The 19,492-nt window shown below is 60.5% G+C and carries 26 protein-coding genes; 3 read left to right on the top strand and 23 right to left on the bottom strand.

Annotated features, from left to right (window positions below):
• Nucleotides 1-118: 118 nt before the first annotated feature.
• The 3 genes from VB618_RS04290 to VB618_RS04280 all read right to left on the bottom strand — a co-directional run bounded on the left by VB618_RS04290 (nucleotide 119) and on the right by VB618_RS04280 (nucleotide 1,497).
• Nucleotides 119-532, bottom strand: a complete 414-nt coding sequence (locus VB618_RS04290; RefSeq protein ID WP_329795312.1) for a response regulator — start codon at nucleotides 530-532, stop codon at nucleotides 119-121.
• 104 nt (nucleotides 533-636) lie between these two features.
• The gene (locus VB618_RS04285; RefSeq protein WP_329795310.1) at nucleotides 637-1,059 is read right to left on the bottom strand and encodes a response regulator; all 423 of its coding nucleotides are present in this window, start codon (nucleotides 1,057-1,059) and stop codon (nucleotides 637-639) included.
• A 39-nt stretch (nucleotides 1,060-1,098) separates the two neighbouring features.
• Complete coding sequence (locus tag VB618_RS04280; RefSeq protein ID WP_329795309.1) at nucleotides 1,099-1,497, bottom strand: response regulator; 399 nt, start codon at nucleotides 1,495-1,497, stop codon at nucleotides 1,099-1,101.
• A 136-nt stretch (nucleotides 1,498-1,633) separates the two neighbouring features.
• Between VB618_RS04280 and VB618_RS04275 the strand changes: the two genes are divergently transcribed.
• A complete protein-coding gene (locus VB618_RS04275) occupies nucleotides 1,634-2,125 on the top strand; it encodes a response regulator (protein WP_329795308.1) in 492 nt (163 codons plus the stop codon).
• A gap of 83 nt (nucleotides 2,126-2,208) precedes the next feature.
• On the opposite strand, the gene VB618_RS04270 is transcribed toward VB618_RS04275, so the two are convergent.
• Nucleotides 2,209-3,879, bottom strand: coding sequence for a methyl-accepting chemotaxis protein (locus VB618_RS04270; protein ID WP_329795306.1), 1,671 nt, complete (start codon nucleotides 3,877-3,879; stop codon nucleotides 2,209-2,211).
• A gap of 187 nt (nucleotides 3,880-4,066) precedes the next feature.
• On the opposite strand from VB618_RS04270, the gene VB618_RS04265 reads away from it, so the two are divergent.
• The gene (locus VB618_RS04265; RefSeq protein WP_329795305.1) at nucleotides 4,067-4,669 is read left to right on the top strand and encodes a hypothetical protein; all 603 of its coding nucleotides are present in this window, start codon (nucleotides 4,067-4,069) and stop codon (nucleotides 4,667-4,669) included.
• 48 nt (nucleotides 4,670-4,717) lie between these two features.
• Here VB618_RS04265 and VB618_RS04260 read toward each other — a convergent pair whose 3' ends face one another.
• The gene (locus VB618_RS04260; RefSeq protein ID WP_329795304.1) at nucleotides 4,718-5,245 is read right to left on the bottom strand and encodes a transglutaminase-like cysteine peptidase; all 528 of its coding nucleotides are present in this window, start codon (nucleotides 5,243-5,245) and stop codon (nucleotides 4,718-4,720) included.
• Between the two features lie 413 nt (nucleotides 5,246-5,658).
• The gene (locus tag VB618_RS04255; RefSeq protein ID WP_329795303.1) at nucleotides 5,659-5,796 is read right to left on the bottom strand and encodes a hypothetical protein; all 138 of its coding nucleotides are present in this window, start codon (nucleotides 5,794-5,796) and stop codon (nucleotides 5,659-5,661) included.
• A 213-nt stretch (nucleotides 5,797-6,009) separates the two neighbouring features.
• Between VB618_RS04255 and VB618_RS04250 the strand changes: the two genes are divergently transcribed.
• Nucleotides 6,010-6,387, top strand: coding sequence for a hypothetical protein (locus tag VB618_RS04250; RefSeq protein ID WP_329795302.1), 378 nt, complete (start codon nucleotides 6,010-6,012; stop codon nucleotides 6,385-6,387).
• 42 nt (nucleotides 6,388-6,429) lie between these two features.
• Here the strand turns inward: VB618_RS04250 and VB618_RS04245 are convergent, their stop codons facing one another.
• The 17 genes from VB618_RS04245 to VB618_RS04165 form a co-directional block, all read right to left on the bottom strand.
• On the bottom strand, nucleotides 6,430-7,218 hold the full coding sequence (locus VB618_RS04245; RefSeq protein WP_329795300.1) for a DUF1217 domain-containing protein: 789 nt from the start codon (nucleotides 7,216-7,218) through the stop codon (nucleotides 6,430-6,432).
• A gap of 54 nt (nucleotides 7,219-7,272) precedes the next feature.
• Nucleotides 7,273-7,857: a hypothetical protein gene (locus VB618_RS04240; protein WP_329795298.1), complete on the bottom strand. Its 585-nt coding sequence runs from the start codon at nucleotides 7,855-7,857 to the stop codon at nucleotides 7,273-7,275.
• A gap of 75 nt (nucleotides 7,858-7,932) precedes the next feature.
• Nucleotides 7,933-9,129, bottom strand: a complete 1,197-nt coding sequence (locus tag VB618_RS04235) for a flagellin (RefSeq protein WP_329795297.1) — start codon at nucleotides 9,127-9,129, stop codon at nucleotides 7,933-7,935.
• A gap of 412 nt (nucleotides 9,130-9,541) precedes the next feature.
• A complete protein-coding gene (locus VB618_RS04230; RefSeq protein ID WP_329795296.1) occupies nucleotides 9,542-10,393 on the bottom strand; it encodes a CheR family methyltransferase in 852 nt (283 codons plus the stop codon).
• Entirely contained in the window at nucleotides 10,390-11,505 is a 1,116-nt protein-coding gene (locus tag VB618_RS04225) for a protein-glutamate methylesterase/protein-glutamine glutaminase (protein WP_329795295.1), read from the bottom strand. The genes VB618_RS04230 and VB618_RS04225 overlap by 4 nt, the downstream gene beginning before the upstream one ends.
• A 4-nt stretch (nucleotides 11,506-11,509) precedes the next feature.
• The gene (locus VB618_RS04220) at nucleotides 11,510-11,893 is read right to left on the bottom strand and encodes a response regulator (RefSeq protein WP_329795294.1); all 384 of its coding nucleotides are present in this window, start codon (nucleotides 11,891-11,893) and stop codon (nucleotides 11,510-11,512) included.
• Nucleotides 11,894-11,945: 52 nt separating this feature from the next.
• On the bottom strand, nucleotides 11,946-12,395 hold the full coding sequence (locus tag VB618_RS04215; RefSeq protein ID WP_329795292.1) for a hypothetical protein: 450 nt from the start codon (nucleotides 12,393-12,395) through the stop codon (nucleotides 11,946-11,948).
• Nucleotides 12,392-12,736, bottom strand: a complete 345-nt coding sequence (locus VB618_RS04210; RefSeq protein WP_329795291.1) for a flagellar protein FlgN — start codon at nucleotides 12,734-12,736, stop codon at nucleotides 12,392-12,394. Before VB618_RS04210 ends, VB618_RS04215 begins: the two co-directional genes overlap by 4 nt.
• A gap of 40 nt (nucleotides 12,737-12,776) precedes the next feature.
• Nucleotides 12,777-13,280, bottom strand: a complete 504-nt coding sequence (locus VB618_RS04205; RefSeq protein ID WP_329795289.1) for a rod-binding protein — start codon at nucleotides 13,278-13,280, stop codon at nucleotides 12,777-12,779.
• Nucleotides 13,281-13,328: 48 nt separating this feature from the next.
• On the bottom strand, nucleotides 13,329-13,727 hold the full coding sequence (locus tag VB618_RS04200) for a hypothetical protein (RefSeq protein ID WP_329795287.1): 399 nt from the start codon (nucleotides 13,725-13,727) through the stop codon (nucleotides 13,329-13,331).
• A 5-nt stretch (nucleotides 13,728-13,732) separates the two neighbouring features.
• Nucleotides 13,733-14,488 (bottom strand): flagellar biosynthesis protein FliR, encoded by a 756-nt coding sequence (fliR, locus tag VB618_RS04195; protein WP_329795285.1) that lies wholly within the window; start codon nucleotides 14,486-14,488, stop codon nucleotides 13,733-13,735.
• Nucleotides 14,485-16,560: a flagellar biosynthesis protein FlhA gene (gene flhA / locus VB618_RS04190; protein WP_329795283.1), complete on the bottom strand. Its 2,076-nt coding sequence runs from the start codon at nucleotides 16,558-16,560 to the stop codon at nucleotides 14,485-14,487. Before flhA ends, fliR begins: the two co-directional genes overlap by 4 nt.
• A gap of 127 nt (nucleotides 16,561-16,687) precedes the next feature.
• Nucleotides 16,688-16,954 carry a flagellar biosynthetic protein FliQ gene (locus VB618_RS04185; protein ID WP_329795282.1) on the bottom strand — a complete coding sequence of 89 codons (267 nt, stop codon included), beginning with the start codon at nucleotides 16,952-16,954 and terminating at the stop codon, nucleotides 16,688-16,690.
• 1 nt (nucleotide 16,955) lies between these two features.
• Nucleotides 16,956-17,351 (bottom strand): flagellar hook assembly protein FlgD, encoded by a 396-nt coding sequence (gene flgD, locus VB618_RS04180; RefSeq protein ID WP_329795281.1) that lies wholly within the window; start codon nucleotides 17,349-17,351, stop codon nucleotides 16,956-16,958.
• A 14-nt stretch (nucleotides 17,352-17,365) separates the two neighbouring features.
• Complete coding sequence (gene flbT, locus VB618_RS04175; protein ID WP_329795280.1) at nucleotides 17,366-17,782, bottom strand: flagellar biosynthesis repressor FlbT; 417 nt, start codon at nucleotides 17,780-17,782, stop codon at nucleotides 17,366-17,368.
• Nucleotides 17,779-18,126 carry a flagellar biosynthesis regulator FlaF gene (flaF, locus tag VB618_RS04170; protein WP_329795278.1) on the bottom strand — a complete coding sequence of 116 codons (348 nt, stop codon included), beginning with the start codon at nucleotides 18,124-18,126 and terminating at the stop codon, nucleotides 17,779-17,781. Before flaF ends, flbT begins: the two co-directional genes overlap by 4 nt.
• A gap of 15 nt (nucleotides 18,127-18,141) precedes the next feature.
• Nucleotides 18,142-19,491: a flagellar hook-associated family protein gene (locus tag VB618_RS04165; protein ID WP_329795277.1), complete on the bottom strand. Its 1,350-nt coding sequence runs from the start codon at nucleotides 19,489-19,491 to the stop codon at nucleotides 18,142-18,144.
• Nucleotide 19,492 lies beyond the last annotated feature (1 nt).

Below are 19,492 nucleotides of genomic sequence, written 5' to 3'. Positions count from 1 at the left end.
ACCCGGCCATCGCGATTTTATGAAGCGCTGCGCTTTCCGGGTCGAGATCACCGGCACAAGGCCGGTGATGACGAGGAGGGTTTGGCCCCACCTTTCCGATTGTCTGGATGCGCCGCCCTCAGGCCTCCGGTGTCAGGCTGTTCTGCGGCCGCCGGGCCATCACCTCCTGCAGCGCCGCGATCAGGTCGTCGGGCATGATGGGTTTGTGCAGGAACATGGCGTTGGGCGGCAGATCGCCCGGTCCGGGACCGGTCTTGCCGGAAATCACCAAGACGGCCACCTCCGGCCAGCCCTGCCGCACCAGCCGGGCGAACTCGAAGCCGTCCATGGAGCCGGGCATATTGACGTCGGTCAGGATGGCATCGATCTCCGGCCGCGTTTTCAGGAGTTCGAACGCCTCGTCGGCGTCCTGGGCCTCGACGACCCAAAACTCGGATTCCTTCAGAATGTCGACCTGAGTCAGACGCACGAGAGGTTCGTCTTCGACCAGAAGGATGACAGGCTGCTTTACGATGCGGCGATGCGGTTTCATCGAGCAAGAAACGGGAAAGGCTCCGTCCGGTTCCCTCCCTGCCAAGCGGCCGTGATGCTGTGGCGCGGAGGCCGGGGGCCTGCCGCAAGGTGGCCGAGGTAAGCTTAGAAGCGCTTTGCCTTGGCCTTCAGCTGCTTGATTCGGTCTACGACCTCCTGCGTGTGATACGGCTTTTTCAGCAGGGGACCGGCCTCGCAGAGGGTTCCGGCGATGTCTGCCGACCGCTCCGCTCCGGAAGTGAGGATGACCTGGGTCTCGGGCATGTTGGCTCGGACCCAGCGGGCGAGCTCGAAGCCATCCATTTCCCCAGACATCTCGACATCGCTGAACACGATGTCGACCGAAACCTCCGGCGCCTGGAGGATGAGGATTGCCTCCTCGGCGCTCACGGCCTCATGGACCCGGTAGCCGCACTCCCGCAGGTATTCGGCGATCACGAGGCGGATCAGCACCTCGTCCTCGACCACGAGGATGGTCTGGAGGGGGGTGTTGGCCTCAGCCGAGAGATGGGTCGATGACGTGCTCACGCATAGCTAACCGCCGAGCTTTTGCCTTTGTTCCTGCGGTCAAGCTTGTGGAGGATTGTGCCAATTCAGGGTGCGTGCGACGAGTTCGGCAACCTCAGCGACCCGGTAGGGCTTGCGGACAAACGGCTCGGGGCTGTCCAGCGGATCCGTTTCCCCGCATGTTAGGATCATCTTCGTGGGAGTTCGCCTCTCGCGGATGTGACGAACCATGTCCCAGCCGCTCCCGGCCACCGGCAGGTCGAGAGCCAGGAACAGAAGATCGACCGGGACCGCATCGAGCACCGTCAGGGCCTCGGATGCGGATCCAGCCTCCAGCACCTTGAACCCCCAGGCCCGCAACTCGTCGCTCACACGACACCGGATCCGGACATCGCCCTCGACGACAAGGATGCTCGGCGGTGTCCGGCGTGGTAGAACCGTAACGGATGCAGCACTCATTCCTGCCCCTGACGCATACAACAGGCGGACAACGTCGTGCTGCCTCAGGGGTTCTCCACCCCTGTGCGCTAAGTCACCACGCGGGTCGGGCTGGCCCTCTCAGGTGGAACCGTCTATCAATGGCCACGTTTGACCCTTGTCCTATCCTCTTGTCCTCTTTCCCGTCGGTGCCGTGTCCCATCAGCAACCCATAGGCGTCGTTCTCCTGGTCGAAGACGAACCGCTGGTGCGGCTCGTCACGGCCGACATCCTGATGGAGGCGGACTTCCACGTCATCGAGGCGGGCGACGCCGAGGAGGCCCTGCGCGTTCTGAAAGCCGAGGTCGCTGTCGACGTGCTGCTCTCGGACGTGGAAATGCCGCCTGGCATGAACGGCTATGAGCTGGTTGGCCACGTTCATCGGGACTGGCCTGGGGTCGAGATCATCGTCTCCTCCGGCCGCGAATGGCCAGGAGAGGACGATCTGCCGCCGGGGGCTGTCTTTATCGCAAAGCCCTATCTGAATGCCACGCTGGTGTCCCACGTCCAGGCAGCGGCCAAGAGGGCGCAGGAGGCTCGTCGGCTCACGCGTGAGGCTGGCGGCGCGAGCGAGAGCGCGCCCATCGAAAACATCTCCAAGATGGCCTGACGGCTCCCGGAACAGGTAGCCTGACAGAAAAAGGCGCAGACCAAAGCGCTGCGCCTTTTTGTTCTCGTCGTTGATTTTTAGCGTTACGCCGCCCGGACACCCTGCAGGAAGCCTTCGACCTCCCGGCTGAGGGCCGACGAGTTGGTCGACAATTCCCCGGCCGCAGCCAGCACCTGGGAGGCCGCCGATCCGGCATGGGTCGCCGCTCCCTGGACCTGGACGATGCTCTGGGTCACCTCCTGCGTGCCGCGGGCCGCTTCGCTGACATTGCGGGCGATCTCCTGCGTGGCCGCCTGCTGCTCTTCGACCGCAGCCGCCACGTTGGTGGCGATCTGGTGCACCTCCTCGATGGTGAGGCCGATCTCGCGGATGGCGTCCACCGCCCCCTTGGTTGATTGCTGGATCTGGTTGATGTGCGAAGTGATGTCCTCGGTCGCCCGCGAGGTCTGGTTCGCGAGTTCCTTCACCTCGGCTGCCACCACGGCAAAGCCCTTCCCGGCCTCACCGGCGCGAGCCGCCTCGATGGTGGCATTGAGCGCCAGCAGGTTGGTCTGGCTCGCGATGCTGTTGATGAGGGCAACCACCTCGCCGATCTTCTGCGCGCCGTCCGCAAGCGTCTCCACGAGTTCGTTGGTCTTGCGCGCGTTCTGCACGGCCCGGGCCGCAGCAGCCGACGTTTGCGCTACCTGCGTTCCAATCTCGTTGGAGGACGCCGCGAGTTCCTCGGTCGCAGCAGCCACCGCCTGGACGTTGCTGGAGGTCTGCTCGGCCGCCGCCGCCACCGAGTTCGACTGCTGGTTCGTCTGCTGGGCGGTGGTGGCCATCGAGCGGGCTGTCGATTCCATCTGCTGGGCAGCGACCGAGAGGTGCTGGACGAGACCGCCCACGCTGCCCTCGAAGCTCTGCGCGAGCGTCATCATCTCAACCCTGCGGCGTTCGATGGCGTTCTTTTCGGATTCCGCCTGCTGGCGCCGGAGCCCGTCCGCCTCCTGCATGGTGCCGGCGAAGACCTGCGTTGCCTTCCAGATATCGCCAACCTCGTCATTGCCGACCTTCGCATTCGGCAGATTGTAATCGCCGGCTGCCAGTTTCTGGATCGCCTCGTTGACGATTTTCAGCGGACGGGCGATCTGTCTGTGGCCCACGAGCCAGCCGATTAGAAGCGCCAGGATCGTGCCGCCAAGGGCAATCGAGACGAGCAGGGTGAGACGCTCGCCGTAGAGTTCAGCCGAGTAGCGGTTAACCGCTTGGATCTCTTCGCTCCCCTTCTGCGTCAAGGCATCGATGCTGACCTGGAAAGCCTTCCTGTTGGCGCGGTTGGCGTCATTGTTGCCCTGGGCGTTAGCCGCTTCAGGCGACACCTCGGCGCCGAGGCGCACGGTCTCGGACCTAAACGTCTTAAACGCGGCGGCGTCCTTGACCACGGCATCGAACAGCGCCCTGTGCGAATCCGGAACGATCGGCTCCCATTCCTTCAGGAGCGCGTCGATCTCATTCAAGTTCGCGGTCAGTCCCTCGCCGAACTTGCGCGCATCGGCCGTCGTCTTCGAGGCATAGATGCCGCGCGCTTCCATGACTACGTGCGTCACAAGCCGGTTCAGGCGCTCTCCATGAAGTGCGCGCGTGGCTGCGAGCCGCACATCGTCAACCGCCTGATTGTAAGTCTGCAAGGTGCTGATGCCGACGGCGGCGATGACCACCGCAACCAAACTCAAGGCAGCGACAAGCGCAAATATCTTCGTTCTGATCTTCATGCATCCCCCAGAGTCGGCTTGATCCGAAATATCGCGTGAATAGAGACCGCAGTATTCACGGAATGCTTGTGCGAGGCTTGCTCTGGCGGCTCAAGATTTTCAACAGGGTTTCTCTGCGGCAAGTGACGGATTGTTAAGCATAACCTCATAGGAATGATTGCAGTCGATTTTCATAGCGGCGGGTTCCATGGGCGTACGGTTCGATAAAGTGTTGGAGCAGGTGGCCAGGGCCGGACAGGCCGGGCGCGGAGCCGCCATCGAAACCCAAGAGCGCAAGGTGCGGCGCCTGGAGGAGCTGATCCGGGCGCGCGAGGTGGTAGGCGATCGGATTGTCATGTGCCTCGGGCTGGCGCTCACCCTCTCGGCCGTCGCTCTACCGGTTTATGCGGTCTACCTCAGCGACGGCTATGCCTATCTCCAAAGCACAGGCAAAGGCTTAGGTATGGGCAAAGGCACAGATGCAAACCATGCGCGTGCGGCCGATCTCAGCCCGACAACGACCGGTTCGTTGAACAGGCAGAAGAACGTGGAGCCTGCCCTGGAGGCCAGGAGCGACAAGGCGCTACTCGCCATCGACCGGCAGAGCCAGTTCCAGCGCTACGTGATTCATCGCGCCACAAGCGAGTCCGCCCTGATCGAAGGCCCGGAAGGTGTCTGGTGGGTCACACCGGGGATGACGCTTCCCGGCATTGGCCAGATCATCTCAATCGAACGCTCCGACAATGGCTGGGTCGTTCTGACGTCTGAGACGATGATCAGCCAGCGGCCAACCTCGAAGGCTGCGAGCTGATATGCGCTTTGTCTGCATGAGCGCGGCTCGCGCGCTCATGCAATCTGCCTATTTGGTGGCCGTCACGATCGGTGCGGCCTGATTGCCGAGCCACACCCAGGTCGCGCCCTCGGAACCTTCCCGCTTCACATAGCGGTAGCCGGTCTCCTGCCAGGACAGGACGGCCGCACGCTTGTTATCCAGGATGTAGTCGCCGCGATCGGTGCGCACCATCAGCACCGCATGGCCTGCGCCGAGTTCGTCGATGACCACGGTCATCCGCAGGGCCCGGCGCGGCAGGCCTGCGTCGATGAGCACGCGACGCTTCAGGATCTGGATATCCTCGCAATCCCCCATCCCGTCATCCGGATAGTCCCAGCGATCCGCCACGCCCCAATGCTCCTGGTCCGTCACCGGCAGGATGGTAGCGTTCACGCGCTCGTTGGCATCGACGAGGAGCTTCCAAGTCTCCGCATTCAGCGCGATGATGGCGGGCTCTGAGGCATCGAGCGCGCACTCGCCCGGCACCTGCTTGCAGAACGCGACCCACGCCGGCGTCGGCCCGGCCTGTCCGGACGACAGGATTGCTGCGCTCATCACCGGCAGGTTCAACTGCGGGAACGCATGTGCTGAACTCACTGCAGCCATACCTGACAGGATCACGGCGCCAAGCCCCGCAGCTACCCGAAGCCGCCTCCCCGTCTGCTTTAAGAAATCGGTCCTGTTCATGCCCCCGCATCCATCCGCTTCTTTTCATCAAAGCTGTCAGCCGCGCGAGATCTGCGCAAGCGCGATTCGGGGTAAGATGTCAGAACGATGTCGCAGTGTTGACTTCAAGCAACAGGCCGACCAGCGGACAATATGCCGTTTGCCGATACTCTTCGAATGAAGAGGATCGCAGAAATCGACTCTTTAGTTCGCAGCAACTTTTTACCAGCAAGAAGCCGCCCTTCCGCGTCGAGTAGATTGGCGGCGCGGCATCTTCTCTCACCAGGCCAGTCCAACCTTCTTCAGTAACGGCGCAGAAACCCGCTCTGGCTCCTGGCCCAAGTCCTGGCTCTTTTCGACGATGTCATGAGGCGAATAGTGGGCGTACCGACAAGGCCGATCAGCGATGCAGCAATAACCGGCACCAGAATGATACTCATTCCACCCTCCCAAGTGTCCGACAGCTTCGTCGTTCAAGGCGCAGCATGCGCGGCCATCCTTGTGCGAAACTGGCTCGATCATGCGAGAGCAGCTCGCAAAAAAGCATCGGATGGAGCAAATGTCGTCTTTACCAAACGACGCGAAGGCTGATCACAATGGATCGGAGCGCCAGGAATTTCGTGATACGTTCTGCAGGTCACTGGGAGGCCCGCTTGAGATCCATTTTCGCTTCATTCGCGATCGCGCTTAGCGTCGGTGGATGCACGACAGCCACCTATGAGGCGGCCGAGATGTCCTGCTCGGATTACATCGGGAAGCCGATCTCGTCGCGCATTGCAGCCTACGGTCCTCCCACCTCCGTGTACCGCATCAACGCCAGCCAAGTCGGCTATGTCTTCAAAACCAAGACGACAGCCTATGTGGGCGGCGCGCCCTATTACACGGTGAACTACCTGACGGGAGCAGACAAACACCACACGCCTGTCCGTCAGATCACCCGGATCTGTCACGGGGTATACGTCGTCCATGCTCCATCGGATGCCATCCCCGTATCCGAGCGCATCATCGTAGGCATCCAGGCGAAGGGCTAAGCGTCTCCAACAGCGCTGCGTGACCTGAGCGCTATCGCGAGACTAGAAACCGCCGGGACGGAGCTTGGCGATGCTCATCATCAGATCCACGCTGAAGCCTTGCTGAGACGACGATGGATCGAAGAGCGTCAGCACCGGCGCAGCAGTGGCCATGCTGGGATTGGTCACGTCCCACATGGCGTTGAAGCGCTGGATCAGCTTGTCCACTTTCTTTGGATCCTGCAGATCCTTGATGTTGATGTGCTTCTCCAGGTTGCGCACCTGGATGTCGAGATCCGCCTTGGAAGCGTTCTGGGGGATGTTGAAGGTGGTCTGGACGAACTTGAGAAGCGCTTTGTCGGCCAGCAATCCCATCATCGTGGTCACCGACGAGGCTTTGCGCTTGAAATACATGGCGAGCTGCACGCCCTGATTCTGCTCGCCCTCCTTCTTTTCAAGCTCCATCTGGACGTATCGGGCGACCGTGTCGGTCGCCAGTTTCGGCTCCCAGGTCGTAGCCTCCCCCTTGCTCTTGAAGTCGAAGGCTTTGGCGAACTCCTTGTAGAGCGGATTGGTCATTTTGTTCGCCATGCTCAAGGGATTGGTGACACCCTCCTGGAGCATCTTCTTAATAAGCCCCTTGCCGAAGATCATGTCCTCAAGCCCAAAGGCCTTCATGGCGTATTTGTACAGACGATCGTCCTTGAGGAATTCGTCGATGTTCTTGACGTTCTTGATATTGGCCTTGAAGTAATCGGTCTCACGCTTGACCGTTGGATCTTTCTCGACCCTTGCTTTTGTCTGTGCAAGGTTGTTCGAGATCATCTGGTATCGGACCGATGTGCTGATCATGGGCAGCTCTCCAATGCTCAATGACGATGAGGCTGGCTGCGAAGCCGGCGGGAATCACGTGCGGTTTTCGCGGAGGATATCTCGACAATCCTTCGTGAACCTGTCGGCGACATCCTTGGTGTCGCCCGCATCGAAGTGGAAATCGAGAGTCCTGGTTTCATAGCGATAGTTCGAGAGCTCGACAGTGAGCGTTCGCGCCTGGGCGAGTCTCTGGATGAAAGCATGGACCTGCTCGGGATCCGGGATTTGCCCGTGCCGGTCGCGATAGACCCAGTGACCAACCTCCGGAGAGCCGCCGTCGAACCAGTAGACGGTGCTCCTCCCCCGAGGATCGCTCCGGCCGAGATATTGCTTTTGGAGAACGGCCGCTGTGATGAAAGGCGTCGGCGGCAGTTCGCTGTCCAACACCTGGCGCTGGCAGGTCAGCCACAGAAGCGAGCCGTTCTGCCCATACAGGCGGGCGAAGGCCGCCTGAGGCTGTCCCTCCGCATCGTGCCTGAGGACATAATCCCATGATCCAAACCGGTTCGCTAGCGCGCCGGCTTTACTCGGCACAACAAGCAATAGCGCGATAGAGGCAAAGCCTGCGGTGAGCGCCGTGATGCGGGAGCGAGTATAAGACGATAGCTTCTTCAGCATCGTGATCCTCCTTTCCAACGAAAGAAGCCTCGCCCTTTGCAAGGCGAGGCTCCCTTCAGGTGGATGCTGGAACTCTTACTGGAAGAGCTTCAGGATCATCTGGCTGTTCTGGTTAGCCATCGAGAGAGCCTGCACGCCGAGCTGCTGCTGGGTCTGCAGAGCCTGATAGCGAGTCGAAGCCTCGTTCATGTCGGCATCGACATAGGCGCTCACGCCGGCGGTCAGCGAGTCGGACAGGACACCGATGAACTCTTCCTGGGTCTCAAGGAGAGCCTTGGTGGCGCCGAGCATCGAAGAGCCCTTCGTCACAGCTTCGATGGCACGCTCGATGTTAGCCAGAGCTGTATCGACAGAGGTGCCGGAGCCGGAACCAGCGGCGGCTGTGGAGCCGATCTTGCCCAGGTCAGCAGCCAGCGTGGCATCCGCGATTGTCGTCGCGTTATCCATGCTTTGCCCATCCAGCTTAGAGACCAGGCGCAGGTTGCCATCGACGACTTGGGCGCTCACCAGTGCGCTCATTTTAGCATCACCGTTGATCTTGTTGACCACGTCGTTGATCGTCTTGGCTTCGCCAGCAACGAACGTTACGGATGCAGCCGTTGCGGTAGCACCGGTTCCGAACTGTACCGTCAGCGTACCAGCGGTGGCCGCATCGAGGGTGGAAACTGCACCGCCCACGGAGGTGTCAAAGTCAACATAGCTGGCCGAAGGCGCCGCAGCGACGTTGATCGACGCCACGTTAGCCAGCAGACCGCCAGTGCCGGCGGTAGCGTTCTGGAACAGCTGGACACCGGCCGTATCAATGGCAAGCTTGCCAAGCACGCCATTGTCGTAGGACGTGACGAGCTGCACGCTCTGCGGGTTGCCCTTGAGCCAGTTCTGGCCGTTGATGGTGGCGGAGTCCGCCGTGCTCTTGAGGCCAGCAATGCGCTGGTTCAGCTCGGTCTGGATCGCCCCGAGATCGGCGCCCGGGTTGCCGCCGGTGGCGACCTTCTTCTTCATCTCGTTGAGGTGGACGAGAGCCTTGTCCATCGCGGAGCTGAAGGTGTCGATCATTGACTTCGACTGCTTGATGGAGTCCTTCACGGAGCCGAGGGCACCGTTGTCGGACTTCATCTGGGTCGCGATCGACCAGTAGGAGGCGTTGTGCGAAGCCTCGCCGACGCGGAGGCCGGACGAGATCTGGTTCTGGGTCTTGTTCATGGCCGTCTGAGTCGACTTGAGCGACTGCAGAGCGGTCATGGCGGAGAGGTTCGTGTTGATTGAAGACATGTGCTTCTTCCTTGAATGATGTGATTGTTCAGGGAATGTCGGGATCTAACCGACCCAGCGGAGTGGCTTCATGCCTCGAGACAATCTCGATCCGCTGCTCACATGACATCCGGGCTTTTACCGGCAAAATGGATTGGCATCATGCCTGGCCTTCTCGTGAAGGCGTACCATAGTGCTTTCTCTGCACCAGGAGAGCTTGCGCTCTCCGTCTGCGGTGCTTGCAGATCTTGTCTACCAACCCCCTCCTCCAACGTCAAGCGTCAAGATCGACATTGGAGCAGAAATTTTTGTCGTTAATCTTTTGTTAACTATGAAAGCTAGGGTTATTTACTATTCCATGCACATCACTCAACGTATGAATAATGCGCATGAAATAGCGAAACCTAAGATGAGCAGGTTTCTGCACTCTGATTTACCGTCCGCCGACAGCGAACATCTTCGGCGCGGCGCTTGAAGCATTCTTGGAGTACAGGCCGCGATGAGCAGGATCTAGCGTCAGCGCATCGGTTACGCCGAGCACTGTCTCGGATGCGCCGAGCAGCAAGGAGCCGTCGGGCACCATGACGTTTGCGATCCGGCGCAGCACATCGGCCTTCAGGTTGGCGTCGAAGTAGATCAGCACGTTGCGGCAATAGACGATGTCGAACTGGCCCAGGCGATTGAAGTCCTCGATCAGGTTCAGGTAGCGGTAATCCACCATCGTGCGGATCTCGGGGGCGATCTGCCACTGGTCGCCGACTTGCGTGAAGTACTTGACCAGAAAGCGGATCGGCAGGCCGCGCTGCACTTCGAACTGATTGTAGAATCCAGCTTTCGCCTTCTCCAGAACCTCGTTGGAGATGTCCGTGGCCACGATGTCGATGTGCCACCCCGGCATGCGCGGCGCGGCTTCCTTGAGCAGCATGGCGAGCGAGTACGGCTCCTGGCCGGTGGAGGCCGCTGCACACCAGATCCGGAGCCTGCGGTTCGATGCGCGCTCCTTCAGGTATTTCGGCAACAGGACGTCCTGGAACAGATCGAACGGACCTTTGTCCCGAAAGAAGAAGGTCTCATTCGTGGTCATGGCCTCGACGGTCGCCTTCTCCAAGGCGATCGACCGCCCTGCCCTGATCTCGCGCACGAGGTGCGACAGGCTGTCGATCTTGAAACGCGTGCAGACCGATGAGAGGCGGCTCTCGACGAGATATCGCTTGTCCGGGGACAGCGCCAGGCCCGAGCGGGCTTTGAGAAAGACGCGCAGGGCGTCGAATTCGGCCTCGGTCATTTCGAACATCCAGTGATGTGGCCCTTCAGAGAGCGGCCGATGGATTCCAAGGGAAGAACCTCGTGGGCCAGGCCGGCCTTCACGATGCTTCCCGGCATTCCCCAGACGATGCTCGTGGCTTCGTCCTGTGCGATCACTGTGGCGCCCGCCTTGGTGAGGTGGCGCGCTCCGTGCGTTCCGTCGGACCCCATGCCGGTGAGCACGGCCGCAAGGGCGGAGGCGCCGAACACGCCGGCGGCGTCCCTGAAGAGCACATCGACGGCGGGCCGGCAGAAATTCTCAGGCGGTCCATCGTTGAGCCGGATGACGGCCCTGCCGCCGGACGAAACCACACCCATGTGCCGCCCGCCGGGGGCGACGAGGATTGTTCCTGGACTGACAATGTCACCATCCCTGGCCTCCCGGGCCGGAACGGAGAGGAAGGACTGCAGGTGCTCGGCGAAGACGGCCGTGAACATCGCGGGCATGTGCTGCACGATCAGCACCGGGATACTTGAAAGAGCAGGCTTAAGGTCGAGCAGAACCCGTTCGACCGCACGGGGACCGCCGGTGGAGGATCCGATCAGCAGGCATTGCGGCTTCACCGTGCCGGGCCTCGCAGCCGGTGAAGCAGATGGTGTCGGCAGGACGGAGAGAGCCGGTGCCGACGATCTCGTCTGGCGGCTCTTCGCCTCACCGAGGGCGCGCAGTTTTGCAATAAGGTCGCGCTGGAAGTCGGCCGCCGCTCCCGCCGCGCGGGCGCTTTCCGGCTTCGCCAAATAATCGACGGCCCCCAGGGAGAGGCACTTCAGCGAGATCTCCGCATTTCTCTGCGTCAGCGTCGAGATGACGATGACCTTGCTGGTCGGATGAGCCTTGAGGATCATGGGAAGCGCCGCGAGGCCATCGACCTCTGGCATTTCGATGTCGAGGAGGATGATCTCCGGCTTGGAGCGCTCAGCAGCATCAACCGCGATGCGCCCGTTGGACGCCGTGGCGACAATCTCGAAACCGCCAGCCTCTGTGAGCCAGCGCGCGATCATCCCGCGGATGACGGCGCTGTCGTCGACGATCATGACGCGGGTGGGCCTGCTCTGCGCTGGACCAGGCTGAATGACGGGAGCAATCGACATGATGTCACGCTGAATGGGAGACGGGAAGGACGCCGAGTTCCTGGAACTTGGCTGCAAGGATATCCCTGTCGAACGGCTTCATGATGTACTCGTTCGCACCAGCATCCAAAGCGCGTGTGATATGGTCGATGTCGTTCTCCGTCGTGCAGAACACGACCTTCGGGGCCTGACCCTCTGGCGTCGCCCGCAGGTGCTTGAGGAAGCTGTACCCGTCCATGACGGGCATGTTCCAGTCCAAGAGGATCACGTCCGGCATCTCCGCCCGGCACGCCTGGAGCCCCACTTCGCCGTTCTCGGCCTCGGCAACCCGGAAGGCTAAGCCTTCAGCGATTTCGCGGGAGACTTTCCGGATGACGCGCGAGTCATCAATGATCAAGCAATAGCTCATTTAAAAATTTCCTGTTCCCGAGCAGCTCGGCTCCTGGCGGAGCGCACACTGACTAGGAGCGAATGGCGGACTTGTCGACGAAGTTGAAATTTTCGACCAGGATTTCCTTGACGATCTCGGCACCCAGACGCTTGTTAATTCTGTCGCGAACGCTGCTGATCATGCCGTTGACGTTGTAGCGGGACAGCTTCCTGAAATCGAGGGTCTCGTCAGCATAGACGTATCGGAAGACTTCATCCTGGATGAAGGCTTCCGGCGGGACCGAAATCTCCCGCAGCGTCTTGGCATCGGCCGTGAAGACAAGATTGGCGATCACGTATCCCTGGACAGCTCCCTCGGCAATGACCGGGATGTTCATGGCTGGTAGCTTCTTGTACTGCAGGCCCTCATAACTTCCCTTATCCTCGACAGGCGCCTTTCCGACTGTCCATGTCACCGCCGCATAGCATGACGCCAACGTGACGGCGCAGACCCAGAATCCCGCCATGACGTTCTTGATCATGCGCCGTAACCTGCCTTGGCGATATGAGCCGAATAGGTGCTGTCGGAGTCAGCCCTCTGGATCGCGCTCGAGATAATGCTTGCAACCTCTTGCACGGCATGCATGTGGCGACGGAGAATATCCTGGTTCTGTTCGATCTTGCCCTGCAGATTCTGAAGACGCTTGGTTGCATTGGGATCCAGGGCGCTGATTTCGGCCGTCCGGACAATGCGGCTGATCTCGAGAAGGCACTGGCTCTTGCGTCGGTTGAACTCGTCCAGGTTGGAGAGGTCCCGCGCCATCAGCGCCGATGTTTCCATGTCGAGCGTTTCTTCAAGGCGGTCCAGCGATTTCATCAGCATGGGCATATTCCTTTGTTCGAATGAACTCTCATGGCAGGCGTCATACCTTGCCCAGCAGGGTGTTTATCGACTGGCTTGGCGCCTGCGGCGCGGAAGCGGAAGTACCGTGCTTGCGGGCATTGAGAAGCCTCTCGGCTATCCCGATGCCGCCGACCTTCGACAGCTGCCCGCCAATCTGCTCAGCCAACATGGATTTCCAGATCGACCCCGCATTGCCCTTGCCATAGGTATTCTCGGCCTCCTTGGGCAGCATCGACTCGACGAAGGTCTGCAGGATGTAAGCCTCGAACTCCTGATGGGCTTTTCGCACCTTGTCGGCGTTCGCGGTCTCGGCATCGTTGCGCAGTGAGTTGCGCAGCGAATAGATGTCAGAACCCGGCATCATAAGGGGCTTGTCGGCAACCTCCTTCACGGCGTCGTCGAAGCTTGCACCCTCCGCACCCGAGGCTCCCTCCATGAGCTTGCGGGACGCGGCCTGAAGGCGGGCCGGGTCCGCTGCTCTTGCAACGTCATTGATAATATCTGAGGGCGGGCTGATTGCCATCGCATCACTCTCGGTTCTTGAATTCTGCTTCTTTCTACATCGGCTAGCTTACGGGAAGCTTGCGCTGGCGCCCTTTACCAATAACTCCAGGATCGAGGTGAGATCCTTCTTCTCGGTCTCTCGGCGATCCTGGCTCTTAAGGTTCGTCAGCATCTTCTCGGTCCGCTTCGTCTGCATCGCTTTATCAAGAGCGATTGCCTTCTGCGCGACCTTTGCCTTCTCGGCGTGACCCTCCTGGGTCGACAGCGCCTGCAGGCGCTTGGCGGCCACGTCGACGAACAATCCGTGCAGCGTTTCGTGATCGTTCATCGAATGAATGATCATCTCCTGCGCGGTTCTCAGCTCTGCAACTTCCCTCTCGAGAAGCGAGACTTTCAGCTCGGCCTCCTGCTTGAGACGCTCCTGTACCTTCAGAATGCGGTTCATCTTTCGAATGCGCTGTTTCATGTCAGTTATCCATTCCGGAGCCAAACGGAAAAGGCATCCATGAAGAGAAGGACGTAATCCTGGGCGGCGAAGTACATGATGAACAGGCCGCCGAGCATGATGAAGGGGGTCGCCAGGAAGTAGACTGGGATCTGCGGCGTCAACTTGTTGGTAAGCCCCACGGCCAGATTGACGATGACGGAATAGAGAATGAAAGGGCTACTGATCCTGAGGGCCAGAACGAAGGCCGCGGCGATCTGGTCGACCAGCTGAGTCAAGGACAGGCGCGCGCCGAAGCCCACGCCTATCGGCAGTCGCGTATAGGACTCCACCAATCCGCGATAGAGCTCCCAGTGGAGATCGGAGAAGAACAGGATTGCCGTTGCCGCCATCATGATGAAGGAGCTGATCGGCGGGAGGGGCTCTGACTCGTCAATGGGGGTCCCGGGCATACCGCCGAGACCCAAGGCCATGGCAACGGCGCTCAGCATTGTCTGCAGGGCCAGAAAGTAGACACGCCCCAGCAGCCCGATCAGGAGACCGGTCAGAAGCTCGGACCCGATCGAGGCGAGCATCGTGGCGGGAACGAGCGCCGTCACCCCATCGCTCAGCTTCGTCAGCAGAACGGGGGCCAAGGCGAGGCTCGTCGTCAGGGCAATGAACAGGCGAACTTGAAGCGGAATGCGGAAGCTTGAGAAGCCGGGGGCGATGAGCAGGCAGCCCCCAATCCGACAGAAGATCAGGAAAATCCCGAGCAGGATCTCGGAAGTGGCCTGGGTCACGAGATCGTACCGAGGGAATTGACCTCCACGCCGCGCGCGATTTCCAGGTGAGACAGGACAGGGAGCGACGAGAACATGCGCTCGATGATCATCCGCACATAGGCGCGCGCATCCGGCGCAGTGACGATGGCGAAGCTCTGAACCTGCCCCATGCGGGTCTTGATCGCCTCCGACGCTTCAGTGCCGAACTGCTCGACCAGTCGCGGGTCGATGTCGAACTCGACCACATCGCCCTTTGCGTCCCGCTTCAGGCTCTGATGGAAGGCGATATCCCACTTGTTGCCCAGACGCAGCACGTTGAGGGCGCCTCCCTCTGCCAAATCGCCGCAAATCTGCTGGGCGATGCGCACCCGCACATGCTCCACCAGCTGCTCGGCCCGCCGCGCATGGGGGGCAATCTCGGCGATAGCCTCGAGAATGAGGCTTAAGTTTCGGATTGAGACGCGCTCCGCCAGAAGGAGCTTCAGCACGGCTTGAAGGCCAGAATAGGAAATCTGCGAGGGGCAGATGTCGTCGAGCAGCCGCTTGTACTCGCTGTCCAGTCCGTCCAGAAGATTGCGAACGTCTTTGTAGGACAGAAGCTGCGGAAGGTTGTTGCGGATCACCTCGCTCAGGTGCGTGAGGAGGACTGAGGCTCCGTCGACTGCTGTGAAGCCCTGCCGCTTGATCTCATTCACATAGACGTCGGAGATCCACAGGGCCTTCATTCCGAAGGCAGGCTCGCGGACCTCGTCACCCGGGACATCCGGCATCGGGCCGTCACCGAGCACGACGAGGAGATCGCCCGGCCGGATCTCCTGCGTCGCCACCACCGTTCCGTGAATCTTGATCTGATAGCTTTTCGGCGGAATCATCAGGCTGTCGGAGAGCTTCACGTCGGGCAGAACGAAACCGTAATCCTGCGCGAATTTCTTGCGCATCTTGCTGACACGGTGCGCAAGATCGCCATGCGAGCTTGCGAGATAAGATGCGAGATGCTTGCCGAGGCACACCTCGATCTCCGCGAGCTTCAGAGACTCCTTCACCGACTCCCGCGATTCCAGCAGGTTCTTCTGCTGCTCCTCAGCGAGCTTAGTTTTGACCTTTGCTTCCTGGTCGGCCCGTTGCTTCGGGATTGTGTAGGCAATGAAGCCCATGCAGCCGCCCAGCAGAAGGAACGGGATCATGGGCAGCCCGGGCATGATGGCGAACACGAACATCAGGGCTGAAGCGACCATCAGGGCCCGCGGATAGGCTCCCAGCTGATCGAGAACCGCCTGCTGCGCCTGACCGCGCGTGCCGCCCTTCGAAACCAGGAGACCAGCCGCGAGGGAGACCACCAGCGCCGGGATCTGGCTGACAAGGCCATCGCCCACAGAGAGCTGCGTGAACACGTCGGCGGCCTTGGACAGCTCCATGCCGTGCCGGGTCACACCGATGATGATACCGCCGAAAATGTTGACAGCAATCGTGATCAGGCTCGCGATTGCCTCACCGCGGACGAACTTGGAGGCACCGTCCATGGAACCGAAGAAGGCGCTTTCCTCCTCGAGTTCCCGCCGCCGGTGCTGGGCTTCCTTCTCGTCGATCAAACCCGCAGAGAGGTCTGCGTCAATCGCCATCTGCTTGCCGGGAATGGCATCGAGGGTGAAGCGGGCGCCGACTTCCGCGATGCGGGTGGCGCCCTTGGTGATGACCAGGAAGTTGACGGTGATGAGGATGATGAAGACGACGATGCCGATGACGAAGTCACCGCTCATCACGAACTGGGAGAAACCGCTGATCACGTGTCCAGCCGCATCGACGCCTTTGTGACCATCGGAGAGGATCAGGCGGGTCGACGCGATGCTCAAGGCGAGGCGCAATAGGGTCGCGATGAGGAGAACGGTTGGAAAGGCCGAGAATTCGAGAGGCTTCTGGATCCAGAGAGCCACCATCAGGATCAGGACGGACATGGCGACCGAAAGGGCGAGACCCATGTCGATCAGCAGGGGAGGAATCGGCAGGAAGAGAATGGCCAGAATGGCCACCACGCCGCCGGCGAAGGCCAGATCCCTGCTGCGGCTCAGTGCTGTAGTTTGAACTGCTTCCATGTGCCTGTCAGCTCACCGATTGAACGTTGAACCTGACAGATGCACCACGAAGCTTGCGCGGAGGTCGCAAGCCTTAAAGGTCTATGAGTGGATCGCCCTCTTGGTCAGCACAGGGTTCCGGCCGCCGCTAGAACCCTGTTACGATCCGGCCGTAGACGAGTTCCGTGAACGCAAAGATCTGGGAACCGACGAACGAGCCCGTCACCAGAGCGACGACGAGGATCGCGATGATCTTCGGGATGAATGTGAGGGTGACCTCCTGGATCTGGGTCAGCGCCTGGATCAGGGCGATGACGATGCCGATGACCATGGCCGCGGCCACAGCCGGTCCTGCTCCGATGATGACGGTCCAGATCGCAGCGCGGACCAGTTCCAGGGCGTCGACTTCGTTCATGTCAGCTCACCACGATGCCCGGGCCGAGCAGGACATTGGCGCCACCCGTCAGCTTGGCGACGGCTCCCTCGTTGGTGATGATCACCGAATCCACCTTGCCGGAGATCTTACCGTCGGCCGTTGTCACGGTCCGGCCAATGACGCTGTCGGCCTGGGAAAGAGCCGACGACGCGAGCAGCGCATCAAGCTTGGCGTTGCTCTGCACCGTCTGCTCGACCTGAGAGAAGGTCGCGAGCTGAGCCATGTACTCGGTGGATTTCATGGGCTCCGTCGGGTCCTGATTCTTCATCTGGGCCATCAGGAGCTTCAGGAAGTTGTCGTAGGTCGCCGTGGCGGTCGACTGGCCGGTCGCGTTCGAGCGGCTTGCGACAGGCGACGATACGGAGGTCACATTCATTGCAAGTCTCCCTGTTAGGCGGCCTGGACGGCTGCAGCGGCTGGCGCAACAGAGCGCTCGTCCGGCTCGAACAGGGTCTTGATGAGCTTGAGGGCTTCAAAGATCCTGTCTGCTTCGACCAGATCGCCGGCCCGGCGAAGCGTTTCCTTCGCGGGTTCGTTGGTCGTCATCAGCAGAATCGAGTCGTACAGCGTGCGGAAGGCGCCCATCACCTTTTCAGCGTCCTGAGGGTTGATCAGGATGGACTGCGCGACGAAGTAGAGCTGGCGCATCGGCGTGGTCGCCTCCGCGACCTGAAGCACGTGGCTCTCCAGGAGGAAGCGCGCCTCGTTCAGAAGGCTCAAAGTGACCTTCTGGCTCACCGTCAGAACCGCACCGTTGATGAAAATCCGCTCGCCCGCCTTGAGGGAAAACCGCATCTTCGCTTTCATTTCAGGCCTTCCTGGATCATGGCATTGATATCGATCAGAGCATCGAGATTGTTGTGTTCGCCTCGGATCACGCGGTCGGATTCGCGCATGACCCAGAGGCCGATAGAGATGAGCTGTCCCTTGAGTTTATCCGGGAGCCCGTTGTCGGGGTGCCCGATATCCTTGATCAGGAAGGTCCAGAGACGCTGAACGAAGACGATGGTCTCAAGCATTTCCTGGGACTGGGACGGCTTGCCTTTGGCCGCCTTCATCATCGTGATGGCCCGGTCGAAAAGCTGGTACTCGCGGTCGCGGCAATCCCTGGAGGAGTCCTCAATAACTTCGGCGTAGGAGAAACGGTACATACTTCACTCCACCCATTACAAATAGTTGATCAGGCTCATGGTCCTGAGCTGTGCCGTCAGGGAGTAGGACGTCTGAATCTGCGTCATCAGCCGATCGACCCTGATCTTCGCCTCGGCCGGGTCAACCGCCTCCAGATGGATGACTTTCGCGTCGAGGATATCCTTCTGCAGGCTCATCCGCTCGTCGGCCTCCTCGACCTTCTCCTGAACGGCTCCAAGTTTGGACTGCATGGTTTTCACGCCCGTGGTTGCCTCGGAGAAAGTTTCAAGTGCCTTACTGACGAGAGCTTCCCTGGTGGTTTCGCCAAGACGATCAAGACCGAGTTCGGAGATCATCGTATAGGCCATCGCCATCTTCTGGATGCCTTGGCCGTTGGCGTTGGTGGACGCCTCTACCTTTTCCGTCGCGGAGATCTTGCTCTGGATGTTCTGGCTCGATGCATTCGACCAGTCCTGCCAGTTGGAACCCTCGAACAGCGCCGCGAAAGAACCGTCCAGGAAGGTCTTCATGTCGCCGGGCGTGATCGTCGACACGGCAGCGTCACCCACCCCGAACCCGAAGGTCGACCTGAAAGCCGAGGCGACAGCGGCTTGAGGGCTTCGCGTGACGGATCCCTCGACCGGGATCCCAGCCCCGTCCACATCCGTGAAGGAGCCGGTCACGTCGGTCTTGCCCATCAGATCGATTGATTTCAGCACGAGGTTGCCGGTCACCGGATCGCGGGAAGCCTCCACGCCGCTGAGGGTGGTCGCCGCGACCGCTGCGTTGATGGACGTGACAAGAGCGTCGACGGTGGTCTCTCCGGTGACAGTGAAGACCTGCTCCGGAGTGCCGCCCACGCCGAACCTGATGACATCGCCGGCCGACAAGCCCGATACGGGAATGCTGACAGCCGCGCGTAAGGTAGGCGTTCCGCCCGAGTAGTCATTGAGCGGCTTCTCCTGCGAATTGATGCCGCCAAAGATGTACTGACCACCCACGTTGCTGTTCATCGACGAAACCATGCTTTGGAGATTGACTCTCGCCTGATACATGACCGTCGTGAGGCTCGATGAATTCAATGGCGTCGCAATGAGCGCATCCATGAACTTATCGCCGTTGGTCCGGACCTGATCGAGGGCCGTCGTGCTCGACTTCATCCGAAGCAGGATCGAGGCATTGCTGTCGATCAGGGCATCGATCTCGGCGCGGTCCTGGCGCAGGGACAGGGTCTGGCCGGTCTTGTAGCCGAGCTTGAGACCTACATCCGCATCGCGGCCGGTGACGAGCTCCTTGTTCGCTTTCACAAGGCCGGTCTGCATCTTGTCGAGGGACGTCTTGGATGAATTCCAGAGCGCCAGGGTCGAGACAAAAGAGGTTCTCATG

The sequence above is a fragment of the Microvirga sp. CF3062 genome (genome assembly GCF_036314045.1).
Taxonomy (GTDB): Bacteria; Pseudomonadota; Alphaproteobacteria; order Rhizobiales; family Beijerinckiaceae; genus Microvirga.
This window is presented reverse-complemented; position numbering and strand designations above follow the sequence as displayed.

What these genes read in the sequence shown, in the direction of transcription:
- VB618_RS04245 (WP_329795300.1), bottom strand. Translation starts at nt 7,218, where the DNA reads ATGATCAGCACATCGGTCCGATACCAGATGATCTCGAACAACCTTGCA.
- VB618_RS04215 (WP_329795292.1), bottom strand. Translation starts at nt 12,395, where the DNA reads ATGATCAAGAACGTCATGGCGGGATTCTGGGTCTGCGCCGTCACGTTG.
- VB618_RS04280 (WP_329795309.1), bottom strand. Translation starts at nt 1,497, where the DNA reads ATGAGTGCTGCATCCGTTACGGTTCTACCACGCCGGACACCGCCGAGC.
- VB618_RS04200 (WP_329795287.1), bottom strand. Translation starts at nt 13,727, where the DNA reads ATGAAACAGCGCATTCGAAAGATGAACCGCATTCTGAAGGTACAGGAG.
- flgD (WP_329795281.1), bottom strand. Translation starts at nt 17,351, where the DNA reads ATGAATGTGACCTCCGTATCGTCGCCTGTCGCAAGCCGCTCGAACGCG.
- VB618_RS04260 (WP_329795304.1), bottom strand. Translation starts at nt 5,245, where the DNA reads ATGAGCGCAGCAATCCTGTCGTCCGGACAGGCCGGGCCGACGCCGGCG.
- flaF (WP_329795278.1), bottom strand. Translation starts at nt 18,126, where the DNA reads ATGTACCGTTTCTCCTACGCCGAAGTTATTGAGGACTCCTCCAGGGAT.
- VB618_RS04270 (WP_329795306.1), bottom strand. Translation starts at nt 3,879, where the DNA reads ATGAAGATCAGAACGAAGATATTTGCGCTTGTCGCTGCCTTGAGTTTG.
- VB618_RS04255 (WP_329795303.1), bottom strand. Translation starts at nt 5,796, where the DNA reads ATGAGTATCATTCTGGTGCCGGTTATTGCTGCATCGCTGATCGGCCTT.
- VB618_RS04230 (WP_329795296.1), bottom strand. Translation starts at nt 10,393, where the DNA reads ATGACCGAGGCCGAATTCGACGCCCTGCGCGTCTTTCTCAAAGCCCGC.
- flhA (WP_329795283.1), bottom strand. Translation starts at nt 16,560, where the DNA reads ATGGAAGCAGTTCAAACTACAGCACTGAGCCGCAGCAGGGATCTGGCC.
- VB618_RS04220 (WP_329795294.1), bottom strand. Translation starts at nt 11,893, where the DNA reads ATGAGCTATTGCTTGATCATTGATGACTCGCGCGTCATCCGGAAAGTC.
- VB618_RS04210 (WP_329795291.1), bottom strand. Translation starts at nt 12,736, where the DNA reads ATGCTGATGAAATCGCTGGACCGCCTTGAAGAAACGCTCGACATGGAA.
- VB618_RS04235 (WP_329795297.1), bottom strand. Translation starts at nt 9,129, where the DNA reads ATGTCTTCAATCAACACGAACCTCTCCGCCATGACCGCTCTGCAGTCG.
- VB618_RS04165 (WP_329795277.1), bottom strand. Translation starts at nt 19,491, where the DNA reads ATGAGAACCTCTTTTGTCTCGACCCTGGCGCTCTGGAATTCATCCAAG.
- flbT (WP_329795280.1), bottom strand. Translation starts at nt 17,782, where the DNA reads ATGAAAGCGAAGATGCGGTTTTCCCTCAAGGCGGGCGAGCGGATTTTC.
- VB618_RS04185 (WP_329795282.1), bottom strand. Translation starts at nt 16,954, where the DNA reads ATGAACGAAGTCGACGCCCTGGAACTGGTCCGCGCTGCGATCTGGACC.
- VB618_RS04240 (WP_329795298.1), bottom strand. Translation starts at nt 7,857, where the DNA reads ATGCTGAAGAAGCTATCGTCTTATACTCGCTCCCGCATCACGGCGCTC.
- VB618_RS04205 (WP_329795289.1), bottom strand. Translation starts at nt 13,280, where the DNA reads ATGGCAATCAGCCCGCCCTCAGATATTATCAATGACGTTGCAAGAGCA.
- VB618_RS04290 (WP_329795312.1), bottom strand. Translation starts at nt 532, where the DNA reads ATGAAACCGCATCGCCGCATCGTAAAGCAGCCTGTCATCCTTCTGGTC.
- VB618_RS04225 (WP_329795295.1), bottom strand. Translation starts at nt 11,505, where the DNA reads ATGTCGATTGCTCCCGTCATTCAGCCTGGTCCAGCGCAGAGCAGGCCC.
- VB618_RS04265 (WP_329795305.1), top strand. Translation starts at nt 4,067, where the DNA reads ATGGGCGTACGGTTCGATAAAGTGTTGGAGCAGGTGGCCAGGGCCGGA.